Here is a 15275-nt window from a genome sequence, read left to right as displayed (position 1 = left end):
GGTGCGGAAGTCACGTCTCAACGCCTGATGAAGTGGAGAAAGTCGTGCTCTGGGTAGCGATTGCAGGCCTCATCGCGACCGCCGTGGCGGTCGGGCTGGCGGGCCGTCGCGTGCTGTTCCTCTATCGGCTTGCCACCAGCGGCCAGCCGGCCCCGGAGCGGATCGAGTACGCCAAACAGCACGCCGGCGCCGAGATCAAGGCCCAGCTCGTCGAGGTCTTCGGCCAGCGCAAGCTGCTGAAGTGGACGCCGTCCGGCACCGCCCACTTCTTCGTCATGTGGGCGTTCTTCATCCTGCTGACCGTCTACATCGAGGCGTACGGCGCGATCATCCAGGGCGCGATCACCGGGCACTCGGACTTCCACATCCCGCTCATCGGGACCTGGCCGGTGCTGGGCTTCCTGCAGGACTTCATCGCGGTCGCCTGTCTGCTCGGGCTGGCCGCGTTCACGGCCATCCGGATCAAGAACTCGCCGAAGAAGCTCGGACGCGGCTCCCGGTTCTCCGGCTCGCACCTGGGCGGGGCCTGGCTGGTCCTGTTCATGATCTTCAACATCATCTGGACGCTGTTCCTCGCCCGGGGCGCGGCGGCGGCCAACGGCAACTTCCCCTATGAGTCCGGCGCGTTCGTCAGCCTGGCCATCGGGAAGGTGCTGCCGCACAGCGAGCTGCTGGAGCAGATCGCCCTGCTGCTGCACATCGGCTTCATGCTGGTGTTCCTGGTCATCGTGGTGAACAGCAAGCACCTGCACATCTTCACCGCGCCGCTGAACGTGCTGTTCTCCCGCCGTCCCGACGGGCTGGGCCCGGCCCAGCCGATGCGCAGCAACGGGAAGGTGCTCGACTTCGAGGAGGCCGACCCCGAGGTCGACGTGTTCGGCCGCGGCAAGATCACCGACACGACGTGGAAGGGCTTCCTCGACTTCTACACCTGCACCGAGTGCGGCCGCTGCCAGTCGCAGTGCCCGGCCTGGAACACCGACAAGCCGCTGTCGCCCAAGATGCTCATCCTCGACCAGCGCGACCACGCCTTCGCGATCGCGCCCTACCTGCTGGCCGGGGAGAAGGAGAAGGAGAGCTTCTCCGAGGACGTGCTGGCCCTGCTCGACAAGCCGCTGGTGGGCGAGGACGGGGTCATCCACCCCGACGTGCTGTGGTCGTGCACCAACTGCGGCGCGTGCGTCGAGCAGTGCCCGGTCGACATCGAGCACATCGACCACATCCTCGACATGCGCCGCTACCAGGTGATGATCGAGTCGTCGTTCCCGTCCGAGGCGGGCGTGATGCTCAAGAACCTGGAGAACAAGGGCAACCCGTGGGGCATGTCCGAGATGAAGCGGGCCGAGTGGATCGAGGAGTTGGCCACCTCCGTGGACGGACAACGCATCGAGGTCCCGATCATCGACGAGAAGATGCCCGACGACGTCGAGTATCTCTTCTGGGTCGGCTGCGCCGGCGCGCTGGAGGACCGGGCCAAGAAGACCACCAAGGCGGTCGCGGAGCTGCTGCACATCGCCGGGGTCAAGTTCGGCGTGCTCGGCCCGATGGAGGCGTGCACCGGTGACCCGGCCCGCCGCCTGGGCATGGAGTTCCTGTTCAACATGCTCGCCCAGCAGAACATCGAGACGCTCAACGAGGCCGGGGTCAAGAAGATCGTGGCCACCTGCCCCCACTGCTTCAACACCCTCGCCAACGAATACCCGCAGCTCGGCGGCACGTACGAGGTCGTGCACCACACCCAGCTGCTGGCGCATCTGGTGGAGGAGGGCCGCCTCACCCCGATCACCCCGATCGAGGAGAAGATCACTTACCACGACCCGTGCTTCCTGGGCCGGCACAACAAGGTGTACGCCCAGCCGCGCGACATCATGGCCAAGGTGCCGGGCGTCCAGACCCAGGAGATGCACCGCTGCAAGGATCGCGGATTCTGCTGTGGCGCCGGCGGCGCGCGCATGTGGATGGAGGAGCGAATCGGAAAGCGCATCAACACCGAGCGTGTCGACGAGGCGCTGACCACCGATCCCGACACCGTCTCCACCGCCTGCCCGTTCTGCCTCGTGATGCTCGGCGACGCGATCAACGAGAAGAAGAACGCCGGTCAGGCCAAGGAGTCGCTGGAGGTCGTGGACGTCGCCCAGCTCCTCATCAAGTCCGTAAGGGGCGAGCAGGCGGACACCCCATGACCGTTTCACCGCGACTCGGCGGGCGTCCCCGCGTGCGGACGGCCGCGTATTCGACGACGTACGAGCCGCCTCGGCGCACCGCCGGCGGGAAGGAGAAGAGGTCTGTGGTGGAGGTTCGGGAGAAGACCCTGGTGGTCGACGGGGCCAGGACCCCGGTCGGCAGCTTCGGGGGCGTGTTGAAGGACGTGCCCGCGCATGAGCTGGGCGCTGTGGCCGCGCGGGAGGCGCTGCGGCGTGCCGGCGTGGACGGCGCGGACGTGGACGAGGTGGTGATGGGCTGCATCGGCCAGGTGGGCCCGGACGCCTACAACGCCCGCCGGGTTGCGCTCGCCGCGGGCCTGCCGGAGCGCGTTCCGGCGTACACCGTCAACCGGTTGTGCGGCAGCGGCCTGCAGGCGGTCTGGTCGGCGGCGATGCAGATGCGCTGGGGCGGGGTGGACATCGCCGTCGCAGGTGGTGACGAGTCGATGAGCCGGATGCCGTTCTACGACTTCGGCGCCCGGTCGGGTTACAGGCTGGGCGACCGCACACTGGTCGACGGCACCGTCATGATGCTCACCGACCCGTTCCACAACATCCACATGGGCCGCACTGCCGAGGCCGTGGCCCGCAAGTACGACGTATCGCGGCAGGCGCAGGACGAGTTCGCGCTGGAGTCGCAGCGCCGGGCCGCGACCGAGCAGGCCAGGGCCGCGTTCGCCGAGGAGATCACCCCTGTGGAGGTCGGCGGGCGCAAGCCGCAATTGGTTGAGACCGACGAGCACCCGCGTCCGGACACCACCCTGGAGGGCTTGGCCCGGATGCGCCCGGCGTTCGAGGCGGGCGGCACGGTCACCGCCGGGAACGCCTCGGGCATCAACGACGGTGCGGCGGCGCTGGTGCTCGCGCGTGAGTCGGTCGCCGCCAAGCGGGGCCTGCGCGGGCTGGTCAGTCTGGAGGCGGTGGCGACCGCGGCGATGGAACCCGAGCTGATGGGGTACTCGCCCGTCCTGGCGCTGCGTAGGTTGTTCGAGCAGACCGGCACCACGCCGGGCGACATCGACGTGGTGGAACTGAACGAGGCGTTCGCCGCGCAGGCCGTGGCGGTGATCCGGGATGCCGGGCTGGACCCAGAGAAGACCAATCCGTACGGCGGGGCGATCGCGCTCGGGCACCCGGTCGGAGCCACCGGTGCGATCCTCACCCTGCGGGTAGCCAAGCACCTGGTGCGCCACGACCTGGAGCTGGGCGTGGTGACCATGTGCATCGGTGGCGGCCAGGCCCTGGCCGCGCTCTTCCGCCGGGTCTGACGAGTCCTCGCCCGTCGTTTCGCGGGTGCCACGAGAGCGTGAACGCCCGATCCGGGGGGCGACCGCTGGGCCGGCGCCTGGGGCGGGCGGGTCGACACCGCGAGCGGCGTCATATCGGGCGACGGCGCCTCTCGGTACTACCGGATCACGGCCCGGCACAGCGGAAAGGTCGTGGACGTGGTCAACGTGTCGACCGCGAACAACGCCGACATCACCTCGGACACCTGCGGCGGCGGCACCAACCAGCAGTGGACCCGCGCCCATGTATGAGTCCCGTACGGCGGGATGGACGGGGCCGGGGGACGGCCGGCCCCGCCCGTTTCGTCAGGCGAGTGTGAGCTCGGCGGTGACGGCGCCGGGGTCGCCCGCGTAGGAGGCCGCCTCGATCACGGCCGTCGGGGCGGCCGGGACGAAGCCGCTGGGCGTCCACCTCAGCAGCGGCCGGGTCGATGCGGGCACGGTGACCCGGGCCGACGCGCCGGCCGGGAGCTCGACGGTGGCGAAACCGAGCAGCACCCGGGTGGGGAAGTCGTCGGCGGTCGCGTCGATCCCGGTGGGCCGCCCGTAGAGCTGCACGACGTGGCGGCCCGCGCGCGAGCCGGTGTTGGTCACGGTCACGGTGCCCGTGAGGGAGTCGCCGCCGGACGCGCTGACGGCGAGGTCGGTGAGGGCGAAGCTGGTGTAGGACAGCCCGAACCCGAGCGGGAAGGCCGGCGCGTGGCCGTCCCGGTCCAGCAGCCGCTGGCCGAACCACTTGTCGTACGTGATGGCGGTGGCGTCGCGGTCGAAGTGCGGCAGGTGCTCCTCGGTGACCGGGATCGAGTACGGCAGCCGCCCGGCGGCGTCGACGTCGCCGAGCAGCACGTCGGCCAGGGCCCGGCCGCCCTCGCAGCCGGAATACCAGGAGACCAGCACGGCCGGCACGGCGTCGCGCCACTCCTCGGTGATGACGGCCCCGGCGGTGACGATCACCACGACGGTGCGCGGGTTGGCCGCCGCCACGGCCCGGATGATCTCGGCGTCGACGGGCCGGAGCCGCAGGCTCGCGCGGTCGCCGCCCGCGCTTCCCCCGCTGATGGAGTCGACCGCGCCGGGTTCGGCCATGAAGGCAGCGAACGACTGTCCCGCCGGGTCGTCGCCGGGGGGCGGGAACAACGCCAGCAGCTCGGGATCGGTCAGCACGTCGCCGCCTACCCACTCGCCCTCGTCGGCGGCCGTGTATCCGGCGACGACGACGGCGACGTCGGCCTGCCCGGCAGCGGCGGCGGCAGCGGCCGGGTCGTCGTCGGCGACATGGGTGATCCGCACCCCGGGGAGCGCCTCGGTCAGCCCCCGCAGCGCGGTGATCACCTCCGGGGCGCGTACGTCGGAGGAGCCGTTGTCGCCGGTGTTGGGCATGTCCGCCAGGCGCCCGACGACCGCCAGGGAGGCGAGGGCGTCCCGCCGCAGGGGGAGCACGGGCGCATCGCCGACCGGGTCGTTCTTGAGCAGCACCATGCCGCGGGCGGCGACCTCGCGTGCCAGCGCGCGGTGCTCGGGGCTGAACACCACGTCGAGCGAGGGCTCGGGCTCGGCGAGGGAGGCGTAGTGGCGCACCTGGGTGCGCAGGACGCGGCGGGCCGCCCGGTCGACGTCGTCCCAGCGCGCCCGGCCCGCCTCCAGGTCGGCGGGCAGGTGCTCGCCGCGCTGCTGGCGGAAGGGCTCCTCCACGTCCAGACCGGCGCGCAGCGAGGCGGCGGCGTCGCGCAGGCCCCAGATGAAGTCGGAGACGGTGACGCCCTCGAAGCCCCACATGCCGCGGAGCACGCCCTCCATCAGGTGCTCGTTCTGCCCGGCCCACTCGCCGTTGACCGAGTTGTAGGCGGTCATGACGCCCGACACGCCCTCTTCCACGATCCTGCGGAAGTGCGCCAGGTAGACCTCGTGCAGGGCCGCCTCGTCGGCGGTGACGTCCACCTTGAAGCGGGCGTTCTCCATGCTGTTGAGCGCGTAGTGCTTGACGACGGCCATGGCGTTGCGCTGCACCCCCCGGGTCAGCGCCGCGCCGAACTCGCCCAGCAGGACGGGGTCCTCGCCGTACGTCTCCTGGGCCCGGCCCCAGGCGGGGTGGCGGGGCAGGTTGACGCACACGCCGCCGAAGAAGTTGGCGCCCTGGGCGCGCAGCTCACGCCCGATGACGGTGCCGACGCGCTCCTCCAGCGCCACGTCCCAGGTCGCGCCGCGGGCCATGGAGACCGGGAACGCGGTCGACTTGCCCATCACGACGCCGCGCGGGCCGTCGGAGAACAGCAGGCCGGGGATGCCCAGCCGCTCGATCCGGCCCATCGGGATGGGGGTGAGGTTGTATCCGTTGGTCAGCATGTCGGCCATGCCCGGCCAGAACGGCAGGTCTCCGTCCAGCAGCCACAGGCGTTCTTCCCGGGTCAGCTGCGACAGCAGCTCGTCGACCGCCTCGTCCAAGGGGCGGCCGTCGCGCACTGCGGCGACGGCGGCGGAGAAGGGGGTCGGAGAAGAGGGCGTCGACATGCGCACACAACTCTCTGAACAGGCGCGACAGCGCTATCTACCAAACGGTAGATAACCTAGGCTGGTATCGTGATCGAAATCAACCCCCGCCTCCGAGGAGCCTGGACGGCATGACCCCCTCGCCGGGACGGCGCCGGCTGCCGCTCGCCGAACGCCGAGAGGAGATCCTCAAGGCGGCCACCGAGCTGATCGCGGCCTCCGGGTTCAAGGGCGTGACCCTTGAGGCGTTCGCCGCGGCCTGCGGCATGACCAAGGCGGGGCTGCTGCACCACTTCCGCTCCCGCGAGGAACTGCTCATCGCGGTGCTCGAACGCCGGGACACGCTCGACCTCACCACCGTGGCCGGGGCACTGGAACCGGCGCCCGACGCGGCCACCGCCCGTGCCGTCATGTCGGGATTCGTCCGGCGCAACCTCGCCCAGCGCTCGCTCGTGCAGCTCTACACCGTGCTGTCGGCCGAGGCGCTGGACCCCGCGCACCCCGCGCACGCCTATTTCCGTACGCGGCTCCGCGAGGGCCGGGCCATGCTGGAGCGCTACCTGCTGGCCTGGCATCCCCATCCGGAGGCGGCCGCCGTGGACCTGCTCGCCTTCCTCGACGGGCTGCAGCTCAACTGGCTGCGTGACGACGGCATCGACTTCCTCGCCCAGTGGGAGGCGTTCGCCGACCGCTTCTTCGCCGTCTGAGGTCGCCGTCCGAGGTCGCCGTCCGAGGTCGCCGTCCGAGGTCGCCGTCCGAGGGCGCTGCCCGGGCCGCCGTCCGAGGTCGCCTGCGGGTGGCGGTTGTCGGCCCCATCGCCGGAAAATCGCAGATCAGCGACGTTTGCCGACCCTCCTGAGTGGCGTAATCCCGCCGTTATCCAGATATTCCTACCTGGAGAGTAGCCTTTGGCTCCATGGAGTTGGCGGACGCGAGACGGCGCCGGGCGGACAGGGCCCGCCAGGTCGCCGACCTGCTGCGGCGGGAGGTCGTGCACGGCGGTTTCGGCGGTGGTCACCTGCCGCTGGAGTCGGCCCTCGCACGGGAGTTCGGGACCTCGCGCAACACGATCAGGGACGCCCTCGACCTGCTGCGTGACGAGGGCCTCATCGAGCGGTGCCCGGGAGTCGGCACCACGGTGGCCGCGGAGAAGTACCCCCACGGCCTGCACCGGCTGCTCGGCCTCGCCGAGACCCTCAGGGAGCACGGCGAGGTCACCAACGAGGTCCGCGCGATGGGGCTGATCCCGCCCCCCGCCGCCGTACGCGGGCGGCTCGGCCTGCCGCCCGGCGAGTCCGTCGTCTATGTGGAGCGGCTGCGCAGGCTCAACGGGCTGCCGCTCTCGCTCGACCTGACCTACCTCGTCCGCGAGGTGGGGGAGCCGCTCTTCGACGCCGATCTCGTGCACAACGACGTGTTCGTGCTGCTGGAACGCATCGCGGGTCAGCCGCTCGGCGTGGCGGAGCTGACGATCGAGGCCGTGAACGCCGACCCCCACACCGCGGCCGTGCTCGACGCGCCGCGCGGCGCGGCGCTGCTGATGGTCGAGCGCCTCACCCACCTGTCCGACGGCCGCCCGGTCGACCTGGAGTTCGTCAGGTTCCGCGGCGACCGCCTCACCATGCGTGGCCATCTCTGGAGGAACACCGATGACCCTGGTCAATAGCCGCGTCGACGTGCCCGTCACGATCGACGAGTCGCTGTGCATCGAGGGCTGCACGTTGTGCGTGGACGTGTGCCCGCTCGACTCGCTGGCCATCCACGAGGTCAGCGGCAAGGCGTACATGCACGTGGACGAGTGCTGGTATTGCGGCCCCTGCGCCGACCGGTGCCCCGCGGACGCGGTCACGGTGAACATCCCCTACCTGCTTCGATAGAAGGACACCCCCTATGCGTAAGATCTTCGCCGCCGTGGCGCTGCTGGCCGCGGCCGGGTGCTCCGTGTCCGCCGGCGCCGACGACGGCCGGCAGACGGTGGTCGTCGGATATCAGTCGAAGACCATCAACACGGTGACGGCAGGAACGCTGCTGCGCGACCTCGGCTACCTCGAAAAGCGCCTCGGCGACAAATATCGCGTCGAGTGGCAGGACTACGACACCGGCGCCCCGATCACCGCCAAGATGGTGGCCGGGAAGATCGACATCGGGTCGATGGGCGACTACCCGCTCCTCATCAACGCCTCGCGCACCCAGGGCGTGGACGGCGCGCGCACCGAGCTCGTCTCGGTGACCGGCTACAACCTGCGGGGCGGGCTGAACGCGGTCGTCGTGCCCCCCTCGTCCGGCGTGGAGACGCTGGCCGACCTCAAGGGGAAGAAGGTCTCGGCCAGCTCCGGGTCGGCCGGGCACGGCACGCTCGTCCAGGCGCTGGAGCAGGCCGGGCTCGACCCCGCGACGGACGTCGAGGTCGTCAACCAGCAGCCGCCGGTCGGCGCGTCCGCGCTGCAGTCGGGCAACGTGCAGGGATACGCCCAGTTCGTGGCCTGGCCGGGCCTGCTCGTCTTCCAGGACCAGGCCCGGCTCGTCTACGACGGCTCGGCGCTCGGCGTGCCGACGTTCCACGGCGTCGTCGTACGGCAGGCCTACGCGAAGGAGCACCCCGACGTGCTCCAGGCCTTCCTCCAGGCCCAGATCGACGCGACGAACTACCTCCACGAGCACCCGGTGGAGGCGGCCGAGGCGGTCGCCAAGGCCACCGGGCTGCCGCCCGAGGTGGTCTATCTCTACAACGGCCGCGACGGCATCGCGTCGTTCGACGTGACCGTGAAGCCGCAGCTGCTTTCCGCCCTGCAGCACGACGAGAAGTACCTGAAGATCATCGGTACCGACTTCACCGACGTCGACGTGACGAAGTTCGCCAACGACTCCTACATCAGGAAGGCGTACGGCGCGTCCTACGACGCCGACACGGCGAGCACCGCCAACCCGGCGAAGATCACCGGGACCGACGAGGCCTGCGGGACCGCCGTGAGCGACCCGGCGAAGGCGGGCGAGCTCTGGCTCGCCGGGGAGGACCGGCTCCACCCCGCGGCCACCCCCACCTGCCTGCTGCGCCAGATCGCCGCCGCCGTCTCCGCGGGCAAGACCGTGCGGGCCGCGTACGTGCCCGACGCGGCCACCGGAACGCACTGGTTCGCGGACAAGTCGGTCTGGGTGCGCGACCCCTCGGCGGGCGACGACGAGCGGTTCACGCCGTTCACCACCCACGACGGCGCGCAGGCGTACGTGAAGGAGCACCCCAAGGCCGAGATCGTCGGCTACGACGAGGCGCTGAAGGCGGCAGAGGGAGGCGCGTCGCGATGAGCACTCCGGCGTTGGACGCGACGCTCGGCCCCGGCGCCCCCGCCGTCGAAAGCGCGGACGCCGCACCGCCGGGAACGGGCCGCACGAGAACGGCGGCCGGCCTGCGCGGGTGGGCGGTCAGGCTGGCCTCCCTGGCGGCCGTCGTCGCGGTGTGGCAGTGGCTGACGGCCACGGACGCCCGGGTCGGGCTGCGGTTCGACCGGCTGCCCTCGCCCACCGAGGTCGCGGCGGAGTTCGGCCGGCAGCTCGGCACCGGGATCTACTACCTCGACCTGGCCCAGAGCCTGATCCGCATCCTCACCGGGTTCGCGCTGGCGGCCGTCGTGGGCATCGCCCTGGGCGTGCTGGTCGCGCGGTCCCGGTGGGCCGGCGACCTGCTGCTGCCGCCGATCGAGGTCGTCCGGCCGATCCCGGCGATCGCGCTCGTCCCGATCGCGATCCTGGTGTTCCCGACCGACGAGCAGGGCATCGTGTTCATCACGTTCGCCGCCGCGTTCTTCCCGATCATGGTGAGCACGCGGCACGCCGTACGGGCACTGCCGACGCTGTGGGAGGACGCGGTCCGCACGATGGGCGGCGGGCGCGTGCACGTGCTGTGGAACGTCGTGCTCCCGGGCACGCTGCCGGGCGTCTTCGGCGGGCTGTCCGTCGGCATGGGCGTCGCCTGGATCTGCGTGATCTCCGCCGAGATGATCTCCGGGGAGTTCGGCGTCGGCTACCGCACCTGGCACGCCTACACGGTGGTCGACTATCCGGCGGTGCTCGTCGGCATGGCCTCGATCGGCGTGCTCGGCTGGGTCGCCTCCGCCTCGATCGAACTGCTCGGCCGGCGCCTCACCCGCTGGCTGCCGCGCGGGGAAGGGGGTGCCCGATGAGCGCTCCCACCGTGGAGGCCGCCCGCGTGGACGCCGGGCTCGCCATCCGGCTGGAGGGCGTGTCGCTCGGCTACGGGCGGCACGCCGTGCTGGAGGACCTGCGCCTCGACATCGCCCCCGGCGAGGTCCTGGTGATCGTCGGCCCGTCCGGTTCGGGCAAGTCCACCGTGCTCCGCGCGATCGCCGGCCTGCTGGCGCCGCGCGCGGGGCGGGTCCTGGCCGAGGGCGTGGAGGTCACCGGGCCCTCGTCCGACCGCGCCATGGTCTTCCAGGACGACGCGCTGCTGCCCTGGCGCACGGTCCTGCGCAACGTCGAGCTGCCGCTGCGCATCCGCGGCGTGCCGAGGCGGGAGCGCAGGGCGGCCGCCGAGAGCTGGATCGCCCGCGTCGGCCTCGCCGGCTGCGAGGACCGGCTGCCCCGGGAACTGTCCGGCGGCATGCGGCAGCGGGTGCAGCTCGCCCGGTCGCTGGCGGGCGCGCCGCGCGCGGTGCTCATGGACGAGCCCTTCGGCGCGCTCGACGCGCAGACCCGGGCCGGGATGCAGCGCCTGCTGCTCGACGTGCTCCGCGACACGCTCGCCACGGTCGTCTTCGTCACCCACGACGTGGACGAGGCGCTGCTGCTCGCCGACCGGGTCGTCGTGCTCGGGCGTCGAGAAGGACACGGCGACATCGCGACCGTCCTGAGCGTGCCGCACCCGCGCACCCCCGACATCGACCGCGCCGGGCTGCGTGCCCGCATCATCGAGGAGCTGTGAAAGTGGACATCCCTGCCCCGGCCGACCGTACGCATCTGGAATGCCAGGTCCTGGTGGTCGGCGGCGGCACCGCCGGGACCATGGCCGCGATCACCGCCGCCGAGCGCGGCGCCGACGTCATCCTGCTGGAGAAGGCGCACGTGCGGCACAGCGGCGCGCTGGCGATGGGCATGGACGGCGTGAACAACGCGGTCATCCCCGGCAAGGCCACCCCCGAGGACTACGTCGCCGAGATCACCAGGGCCAACGACGGCGTGGTCAACCAGCGCACCATCTATCAGACGGCCACGCGCGGCTACGACATGGTCCGCCGGCTGGAGCGCTACGGCGTGAAGTTCGAGAAGAACGAGCACGGCGACTACGCGGTGCGCCGGGTCCACCGCTCGGGCAGCTACGTCCTGCCCATGCCGGAGGGCAAGGACGTCAAGAAGGTGCTCTACCGCGTGCTGCGCCGCCGCGACATCCGCGAGAAGGTGCGCATCGAGAACCGCGTGATGCCGGTCCGGGTGCTGACAAGCGAGGGCAGGGCCGTCGGCGTCGCCGGGTTCGACACCCGCTCGGGCGGGTTCGTCACGGTCGCCGCCGGGGCGGTGATCCTCGCCACCGGCGCCTGCGGGCGGCTCGGCCTGCCCGCCAGCGGCTACCTCTACGGCACCTACGAGAACCCGACCAACGCCGGGGACGGCTACGCGATGGCCTACCACGCGGGCGCCGAGCTGTCCGGCATCGAGTGTTTCCAGATCAACCCGCTGATCAAGGACTACAACGGCCCGGCCTGCGCGTACGTCGCCAACCCGTTCGGCGGCTACCAGGTGAACGCCGAGGGGGAGCGGTTCGTCGACTGCGACTACTGGTCGGGCCAGATGATGGCCGAGGTGGCCAGGGAGATCGCCTCGGCCCGCGGCCCGATCTACCTCAAGACCAGCCATCTGCCCGACGAGACGCTCACCGCGCTGGAGAACATCCTCCACACGACCGAGCGCCCCACCCGGGGCACCTTCCACGCGGGACGCGGGCACGACTACCGCACCCACGACGTCGAGATGCACATCTCCGAGATCGGCCTGTGCGGCGGCCACTCCGCCTCGGGCGTGTGGGTGGACGAGAACGGCGCCACCACGGTGCCCGGCCTGTACGCCGCGGGCGACCTGGCCTGCGTGCCGCACAACTACATGATCGGGGCGTTCGTGTTCGGCGACCTCGCCGGCGCCCACGCCGCCGAGCACCACCGCACGCCGGACGGCCTGCCGGAGGACCAGATCGCCGACGCGCACGAGCTGATCTACCGGCCGCTCCGCAACCCCGACGGCCCGCCGCAGCAGCAGGTCGAATACAAGCTGCGCCGGTTCGTCAACGACTACGTCGCCCCGCCGAAGACCGCGCGGAAGCTCGACATCGCGCTGGAGACGTTCGAGCGGATGCGCGACGAGATCGCGTCCATGGGCGCGAGGACCCCGCACGAGCTGATGCGCTGCGCCGAGGTGACGTTCATCAGGGACTGCGCCGAGATGGCCGCCAGGTCGTCGCTGCTGCGCACCGAGAGCAGGTGGGGCCTCTATCACGACCGCGCCGACCTGCCGGAGCGGGACGACGACGAGTGGCTCTACCACCTCAACCTGCGCAAGAACGCCGCCGGGGCGATGGAGTTCGTCAAGCGCCCGGTCGAGCCCTACCTCGTGCCCGTCGAGGGCTTCACGCCCCGCCCGGCCGAGCCCGTCCTGCTCGGCGCGTACGGCACGGCGGGCCCCGCGCGGCGCAGGGCGGGCGGCCGGCTCGCGGTGGAGGCGATCGGGCGTTCGCCCCGCATCCTCGAACTGCTGCGCCTGACCGACGGCGAGCCTGCGCTCGACCAGATCACCCCTTATCTGGCGGACGCCGATCCCAAGGTCCGCAGGGCGGCCGTCGCGACGCTGACCGAGACCGCGCCGCGTGGCGTGGAGACCGCGCTCACCCGGGCCCTCGCCGACCCGCACGGCACCGTGCGGCGCGCCGCCGCCACCGGCCTGCGCGAGCTCGTCGAGGTGCTGCCCGCGACCGGCGAGTTCGGCGCGTCGCTCCGCGCGCTCTCCGGTGACACCCAAGCGGGCCAGGACGGAGCGGCGGACCCGGTCGTCCGGGCGGCGGTGCTCGACGTCCTGCGGGCGCTGCGCCTCGGTGACGCCGCGTTGTTCGAGGCGGCGCTCGCCGACGCCGACACGCGGGTGCGGATCGAGGCGGTCAGGGGGCTGGTCGCGCTCGACGACGCGGAGCGGGTGGCGCTCGCCGCCGGCGACCGTGACCGGGAGGTACGCGTCTGGGCGGCCAGGGGGCTGGGCGTGGTCGGCCTGCCGGCCGGCGTCCCCGCCGTGGCGCGGCTCGCCGCCGACCCGGACCCGCTCGTCCGGGCGGCGGCCCTGGAGGCGTTCGCCGGGCTCGGCCAGGCTCTTCGCGAGGAGCCGGGCCTCGCGGAGGCGGCCGTACGGGCCCTGGCGGATCCGGCCTGGCAGGTGCGGGTCGGGGCGGCGCGGGGACTGGCCGCCGCCGATCCGGAGCGGGCAGGGGGACCGCTGGTGGCGGCGCTGGCCGACCCGCACCTCGACGTGCGCAAGGCCGCGGTCCTCTCGCTGTCCGGGTGGGCGGCGCGGCCGGAGGTCGCCGCGGCTCTGCACACCGCTCTCGGCGACTCCGACGCCGACGTCCGGGCGTACGCCCGCAGGGCGCTGGACGCCGCCCGGGCCGAGGCCGCCGGGGTGCCGGCGGGGGTCTGACCGCGGAGGGATGCGCGGGCAATCCCTCTATTGCATATCGAAAGTGTGGAGAATCTGTGTCAGGATGAAGCCCGTGACCGATTCCGACCGTGGTGCGCCATCCGTGGACCTGGCCGGGGCCGCCGTCCCCGCCCCCAGGGGCGCCGCGGAGGCGCCCGGCGCGTGGCACGACGCCTATCCCGGGGACACGCACTGGTACGACCTGCCGGACGACGACGCCGCGCCGGAGGAGGGCGAGACCGAGAACGAGGCCCGGTGGCGGCCGTGGCGCCGCATGCGGCGCCGCTGAAGACCGCCACCGGGCAGCGCGGCCCGGCCGGGCCGTTCAGGCGACCGTGAAGCCGCTGAACAGCACCGAGGCGAGGCCCAGGGCCAGCACCACGTTGGCCACGGTGGCGGCGGCGAAGACGGCGACCGGCCGCCAGCCCGCCTCCTTGAGCGAGGCCACCCGGAACTCCAGGCCGATGCTCACGAAGGCGAGGATGAGGAACCAGGTGCGCAGGTCGTTGGCGACGCCGATGACGGCCTTGCCCTCGGCCGCGCCGACCGTGGTGAGATACCACGTGGCCACCACGGAGGACGCCACGAAGCCGATCACGAACTTCGGGAACCGCCGCCACAGCTCTCCCAGGGCCGGGCGCTCGGCGCCGGGGCGGCGCTCGATCCGGAACGCGAACCAGGCGGTCAGCAAGACGACCACGATGCCGATCAGGGCGTTCTGGGTGACCTTGACGATGGTCGCGACGGCAAGCGCGTTGTCGCCCACGATGGTGCCCGCGGCGGTGACCGCCGCCGTCGTGTCGATGTTGCCGCCGATCCACGCGCCGGCGACCTCCGGGCTCAGGCCCAGGGCCGAGGCGAGCGCGGGGAGGATGAAGATGGACGGCAGGGCGAACACGACCACCAGGCTCGCGCTGTAGGCGAGCTGCTCACGCTTGGCCTGCACGGCTCCCGCGGCGGCGATCGCGGCGCTGACGCCGCAGATGGACACCGCGGTGGACAGCAGCGCCCGCAGCCTGTCGTCGAGCCCGAAGCGTCCGCCGAGCCACCAGGTGAACAGGAACACCGCGCTGATCAGCACGATGGCCTGGACGATCGCCGGCCCGGCCGCCGTGACGATCACCTTCAGGTTGATCGACGCCCCGAGCAGCACGAGGCCGGTCTTGATGAAGAACTCGGTGCGGAAGCCGCCGGCCAGGCGGTCGCGCAGCCCGGTCACGGTGAGCACCACGTTGCCCAGCAGGCCGAGGGCGATCGCGTAGACGGGGAATTCGATGGCCTTGGCCAGGTCGGAGCCCGCGAACCACTGGGGCACGCCCTTGTCCAGAGCTCTGGTGCCGGCGGCGAGGACGAGGACGGTGAGGACGCCCAGGGCGGGCCACTGCCAGCCCGTGGCCCTCGTCGTGGTGGGGACGGCCGCTTCGCTGCTCATCACGGCACCAGTCCCGTCGGGATCACGCCGATGAGGACCAGCGCGAGGAGGACGAGGCCGACGATGGTGGCGGCCCAGTCCTCGTTGAAAGCGGTGCGGGTGTGCTCGGCGACGGTCGGGGGGTGTTCGTTGCTCACACCGGACGCCTTTCTCGGGAGTGCGAGGTGTTCGGCTCGACTGTGA

At 71.9% G+C, this 15275-nt stretch carries 14 protein-coding genes; 11 read left to right on the top strand and 3 right to left on the bottom strand.

Going from position 1 to position 15275, the window contains the following annotated elements; translation table 11 throughout:
• The first annotated feature begins 44 nt into the window (after positions 1-44).
• The 3 genes from OHB01_RS31485 to OHB01_RS31475 all read left to right on the top strand — a co-directional run bounded on the left by OHB01_RS31485 (position 45) and on the right by OHB01_RS31475 (position 3742).
• Positions 45-2183, top strand: a complete 2139-nt coding sequence (locus OHB01_RS31485) for a (Fe-S)-binding protein (RefSeq protein ID WP_328854393.1) — start codon at positions 45-47, stop codon at positions 2181-2183.
• A gap of 104 nt (positions 2184-2287) precedes the next feature.
• Positions 2288-3472 carry a thiolase family protein gene (locus tag OHB01_RS31480; RefSeq protein ID WP_328854392.1) on the top strand — a complete coding sequence of 395 codons (1185 nt, stop codon included), beginning with the start codon at positions 2288-2290 and terminating at the stop codon, positions 3470-3472.
• A gap of 111 nt (positions 3473-3583) precedes the next feature.
• On the top strand, positions 3584-3742 hold the full coding sequence (locus OHB01_RS31475; protein WP_147944291.1) for an RICIN domain-containing protein: 159 nt from the start codon (positions 3584-3586) through the stop codon (positions 3740-3742).
• A gap of 54 nt (positions 3743-3796) precedes the next feature.
• Here the strand turns inward: OHB01_RS31475 and OHB01_RS31470 are convergent, their stop codons facing one another.
• Complete coding sequence (locus OHB01_RS31470) at positions 3797-5998, bottom strand: glycoside hydrolase family 3 protein (RefSeq protein WP_328854391.1); 2202 nt, start codon at positions 5996-5998, stop codon at positions 3797-3799.
• A 110-nt stretch (positions 5999-6108) separates the two neighbouring features.
• Here OHB01_RS31470 and OHB01_RS31465 point away from each other — a divergent pair, with 110 nt between their 5' ends.
• From OHB01_RS31465 to OHB01_RS31430, 8 genes are all read left to right on the top strand, one after another.
• The gene (locus OHB01_RS31465) at positions 6109-6684 is read left to right on the top strand and encodes a TetR/AcrR family transcriptional regulator (RefSeq protein WP_142649704.1); all 576 of its coding nucleotides are present in this window, start codon (positions 6109-6111) and stop codon (positions 6682-6684) included.
• Positions 6685-6893: 209 nt separating this feature from the next.
• A complete protein-coding gene (locus OHB01_RS31460) occupies positions 6894-7643 on the top strand; it encodes a GntR family transcriptional regulator (protein ID WP_142620033.1) in 750 nt (249 codons plus the stop codon).
• Positions 7627-7854 carry an indolepyruvate ferredoxin oxidoreductase subunit alpha gene (locus OHB01_RS31455; RefSeq protein WP_079312946.1) on the top strand — a complete coding sequence of 76 codons (228 nt, stop codon included), beginning with the start codon at positions 7627-7629 and terminating at the stop codon, positions 7852-7854. The genes OHB01_RS31460 and OHB01_RS31455 overlap by 17 nt, the downstream gene beginning before the upstream one ends.
• Before the next feature lie 13 nt (positions 7855-7867).
• Positions 7868-9280 carry an ABC transporter substrate-binding protein gene (locus OHB01_RS31450; RefSeq protein WP_142649703.1) on the top strand — a complete coding sequence of 471 codons (1413 nt, stop codon included), beginning with the start codon at positions 7868-7870 and terminating at the stop codon, positions 9278-9280.
• A complete protein-coding gene (locus tag OHB01_RS31445; protein WP_142649702.1) occupies positions 9277-10155 on the top strand; it encodes an ABC transporter permease in 879 nt (292 codons plus the stop codon). The genes OHB01_RS31450 and OHB01_RS31445 overlap by 4 nt, the downstream gene beginning before the upstream one ends.
• Entirely contained in the window at positions 10152-10913 is a 762-nt protein-coding gene (locus OHB01_RS31440) for an ABC transporter ATP-binding protein (protein WP_142649701.1), read from the top strand. Before OHB01_RS31445 ends, OHB01_RS31440 begins: the two co-directional genes overlap by 4 nt.
• A 2-nt stretch (positions 10914-10915) precedes the next feature.
• Positions 10916-13660 (top strand): fumarate reductase/succinate dehydrogenase flavoprotein subunit, encoded by a 2745-nt coding sequence (locus tag OHB01_RS31435; protein ID WP_328854390.1) that lies wholly within the window; start codon positions 10916-10918, stop codon positions 13658-13660.
• A gap of 73 nt (positions 13661-13733) precedes the next feature.
• Positions 13734-13949, top strand: coding sequence for a hypothetical protein (locus OHB01_RS31430; RefSeq protein ID WP_142649699.1), 216 nt, complete (start codon positions 13734-13736; stop codon positions 13947-13949).
• A gap of 36 nt (positions 13950-13985) precedes the next feature.
• Here OHB01_RS31430 and OHB01_RS31425 read toward each other — a convergent pair whose 3' ends face one another.
• The gene (locus OHB01_RS31425) at positions 13986-15092 is read right to left on the bottom strand and encodes a YeiH family protein (RefSeq protein ID WP_142649698.1); all 1107 of its coding nucleotides are present in this window, start codon (positions 15090-15092) and stop codon (positions 13986-13988) included.
• Positions 15092-15229, bottom strand: a complete 138-nt coding sequence (locus tag OHB01_RS31420) for a hypothetical protein (RefSeq protein WP_167530474.1) — start codon at positions 15227-15229, stop codon at positions 15092-15094. Before OHB01_RS31420 ends, OHB01_RS31425 begins: the two co-directional genes overlap by 1 nt.
• Between the last annotated feature and the right edge of the window lie 46 nt (positions 15230-15275).

Source organism: Microbispora hainanensis, from assembly GCF_036186745.1.
In the GTDB taxonomy this organism is placed as follows: domain Bacteria; phylum Actinomycetota; class Actinomycetes; order Streptosporangiales; family Streptosporangiaceae; genus Microbispora.
Note: the sequence above shows the minus strand (reverse complement) of the source record. Positions and strands in the feature narration are given on the sequence as shown.

Coding starts and splice junctions, on each gene's coding strand:
- OHB01_RS31470 (WP_328854391.1), bottom strand. CDS start 5,998: ATGTCGACGCCCTCTTCTCCGACCCCCTTCTCCGCCGCCGTCGCCGCA.
- OHB01_RS31425 (WP_142649698.1), bottom strand. CDS start 15,092: ATGAGCAGCGAAGCGGCCGTCCCCACCACGACGAGGGCCACGGGCTGG.
- OHB01_RS31440 (WP_142649701.1), top strand. CDS start 10,152: ATGAGCGCTCCCACCGTGGAGGCCGCCCGCGTGGACGCCGGGCTCGCC.
- OHB01_RS31445 (WP_142649702.1), top strand. CDS start 9,277: ATGAGCACTCCGGCGTTGGACGCGACGCTCGGCCCCGGCGCCCCCGCC.
- OHB01_RS31465 (WP_142649704.1), top strand. CDS start 6,109: ATGACCCCCTCGCCGGGACGGCGCCGGCTGCCGCTCGCCGAACGCCGA.
- OHB01_RS31460 (WP_142620033.1), top strand. CDS start 6,894: ATGGAGTTGGCGGACGCGAGACGGCGCCGGGCGGACAGGGCCCGCCAG.
- OHB01_RS31450 (WP_142649703.1), top strand. CDS start 7,868: ATGCGTAAGATCTTCGCCGCCGTGGCGCTGCTGGCCGCGGCCGGGTGC.
- OHB01_RS31455 (WP_079312946.1), top strand. CDS start 7,627: ATGACCCTGGTCAATAGCCGCGTCGACGTGCCCGTCACGATCGACGAG.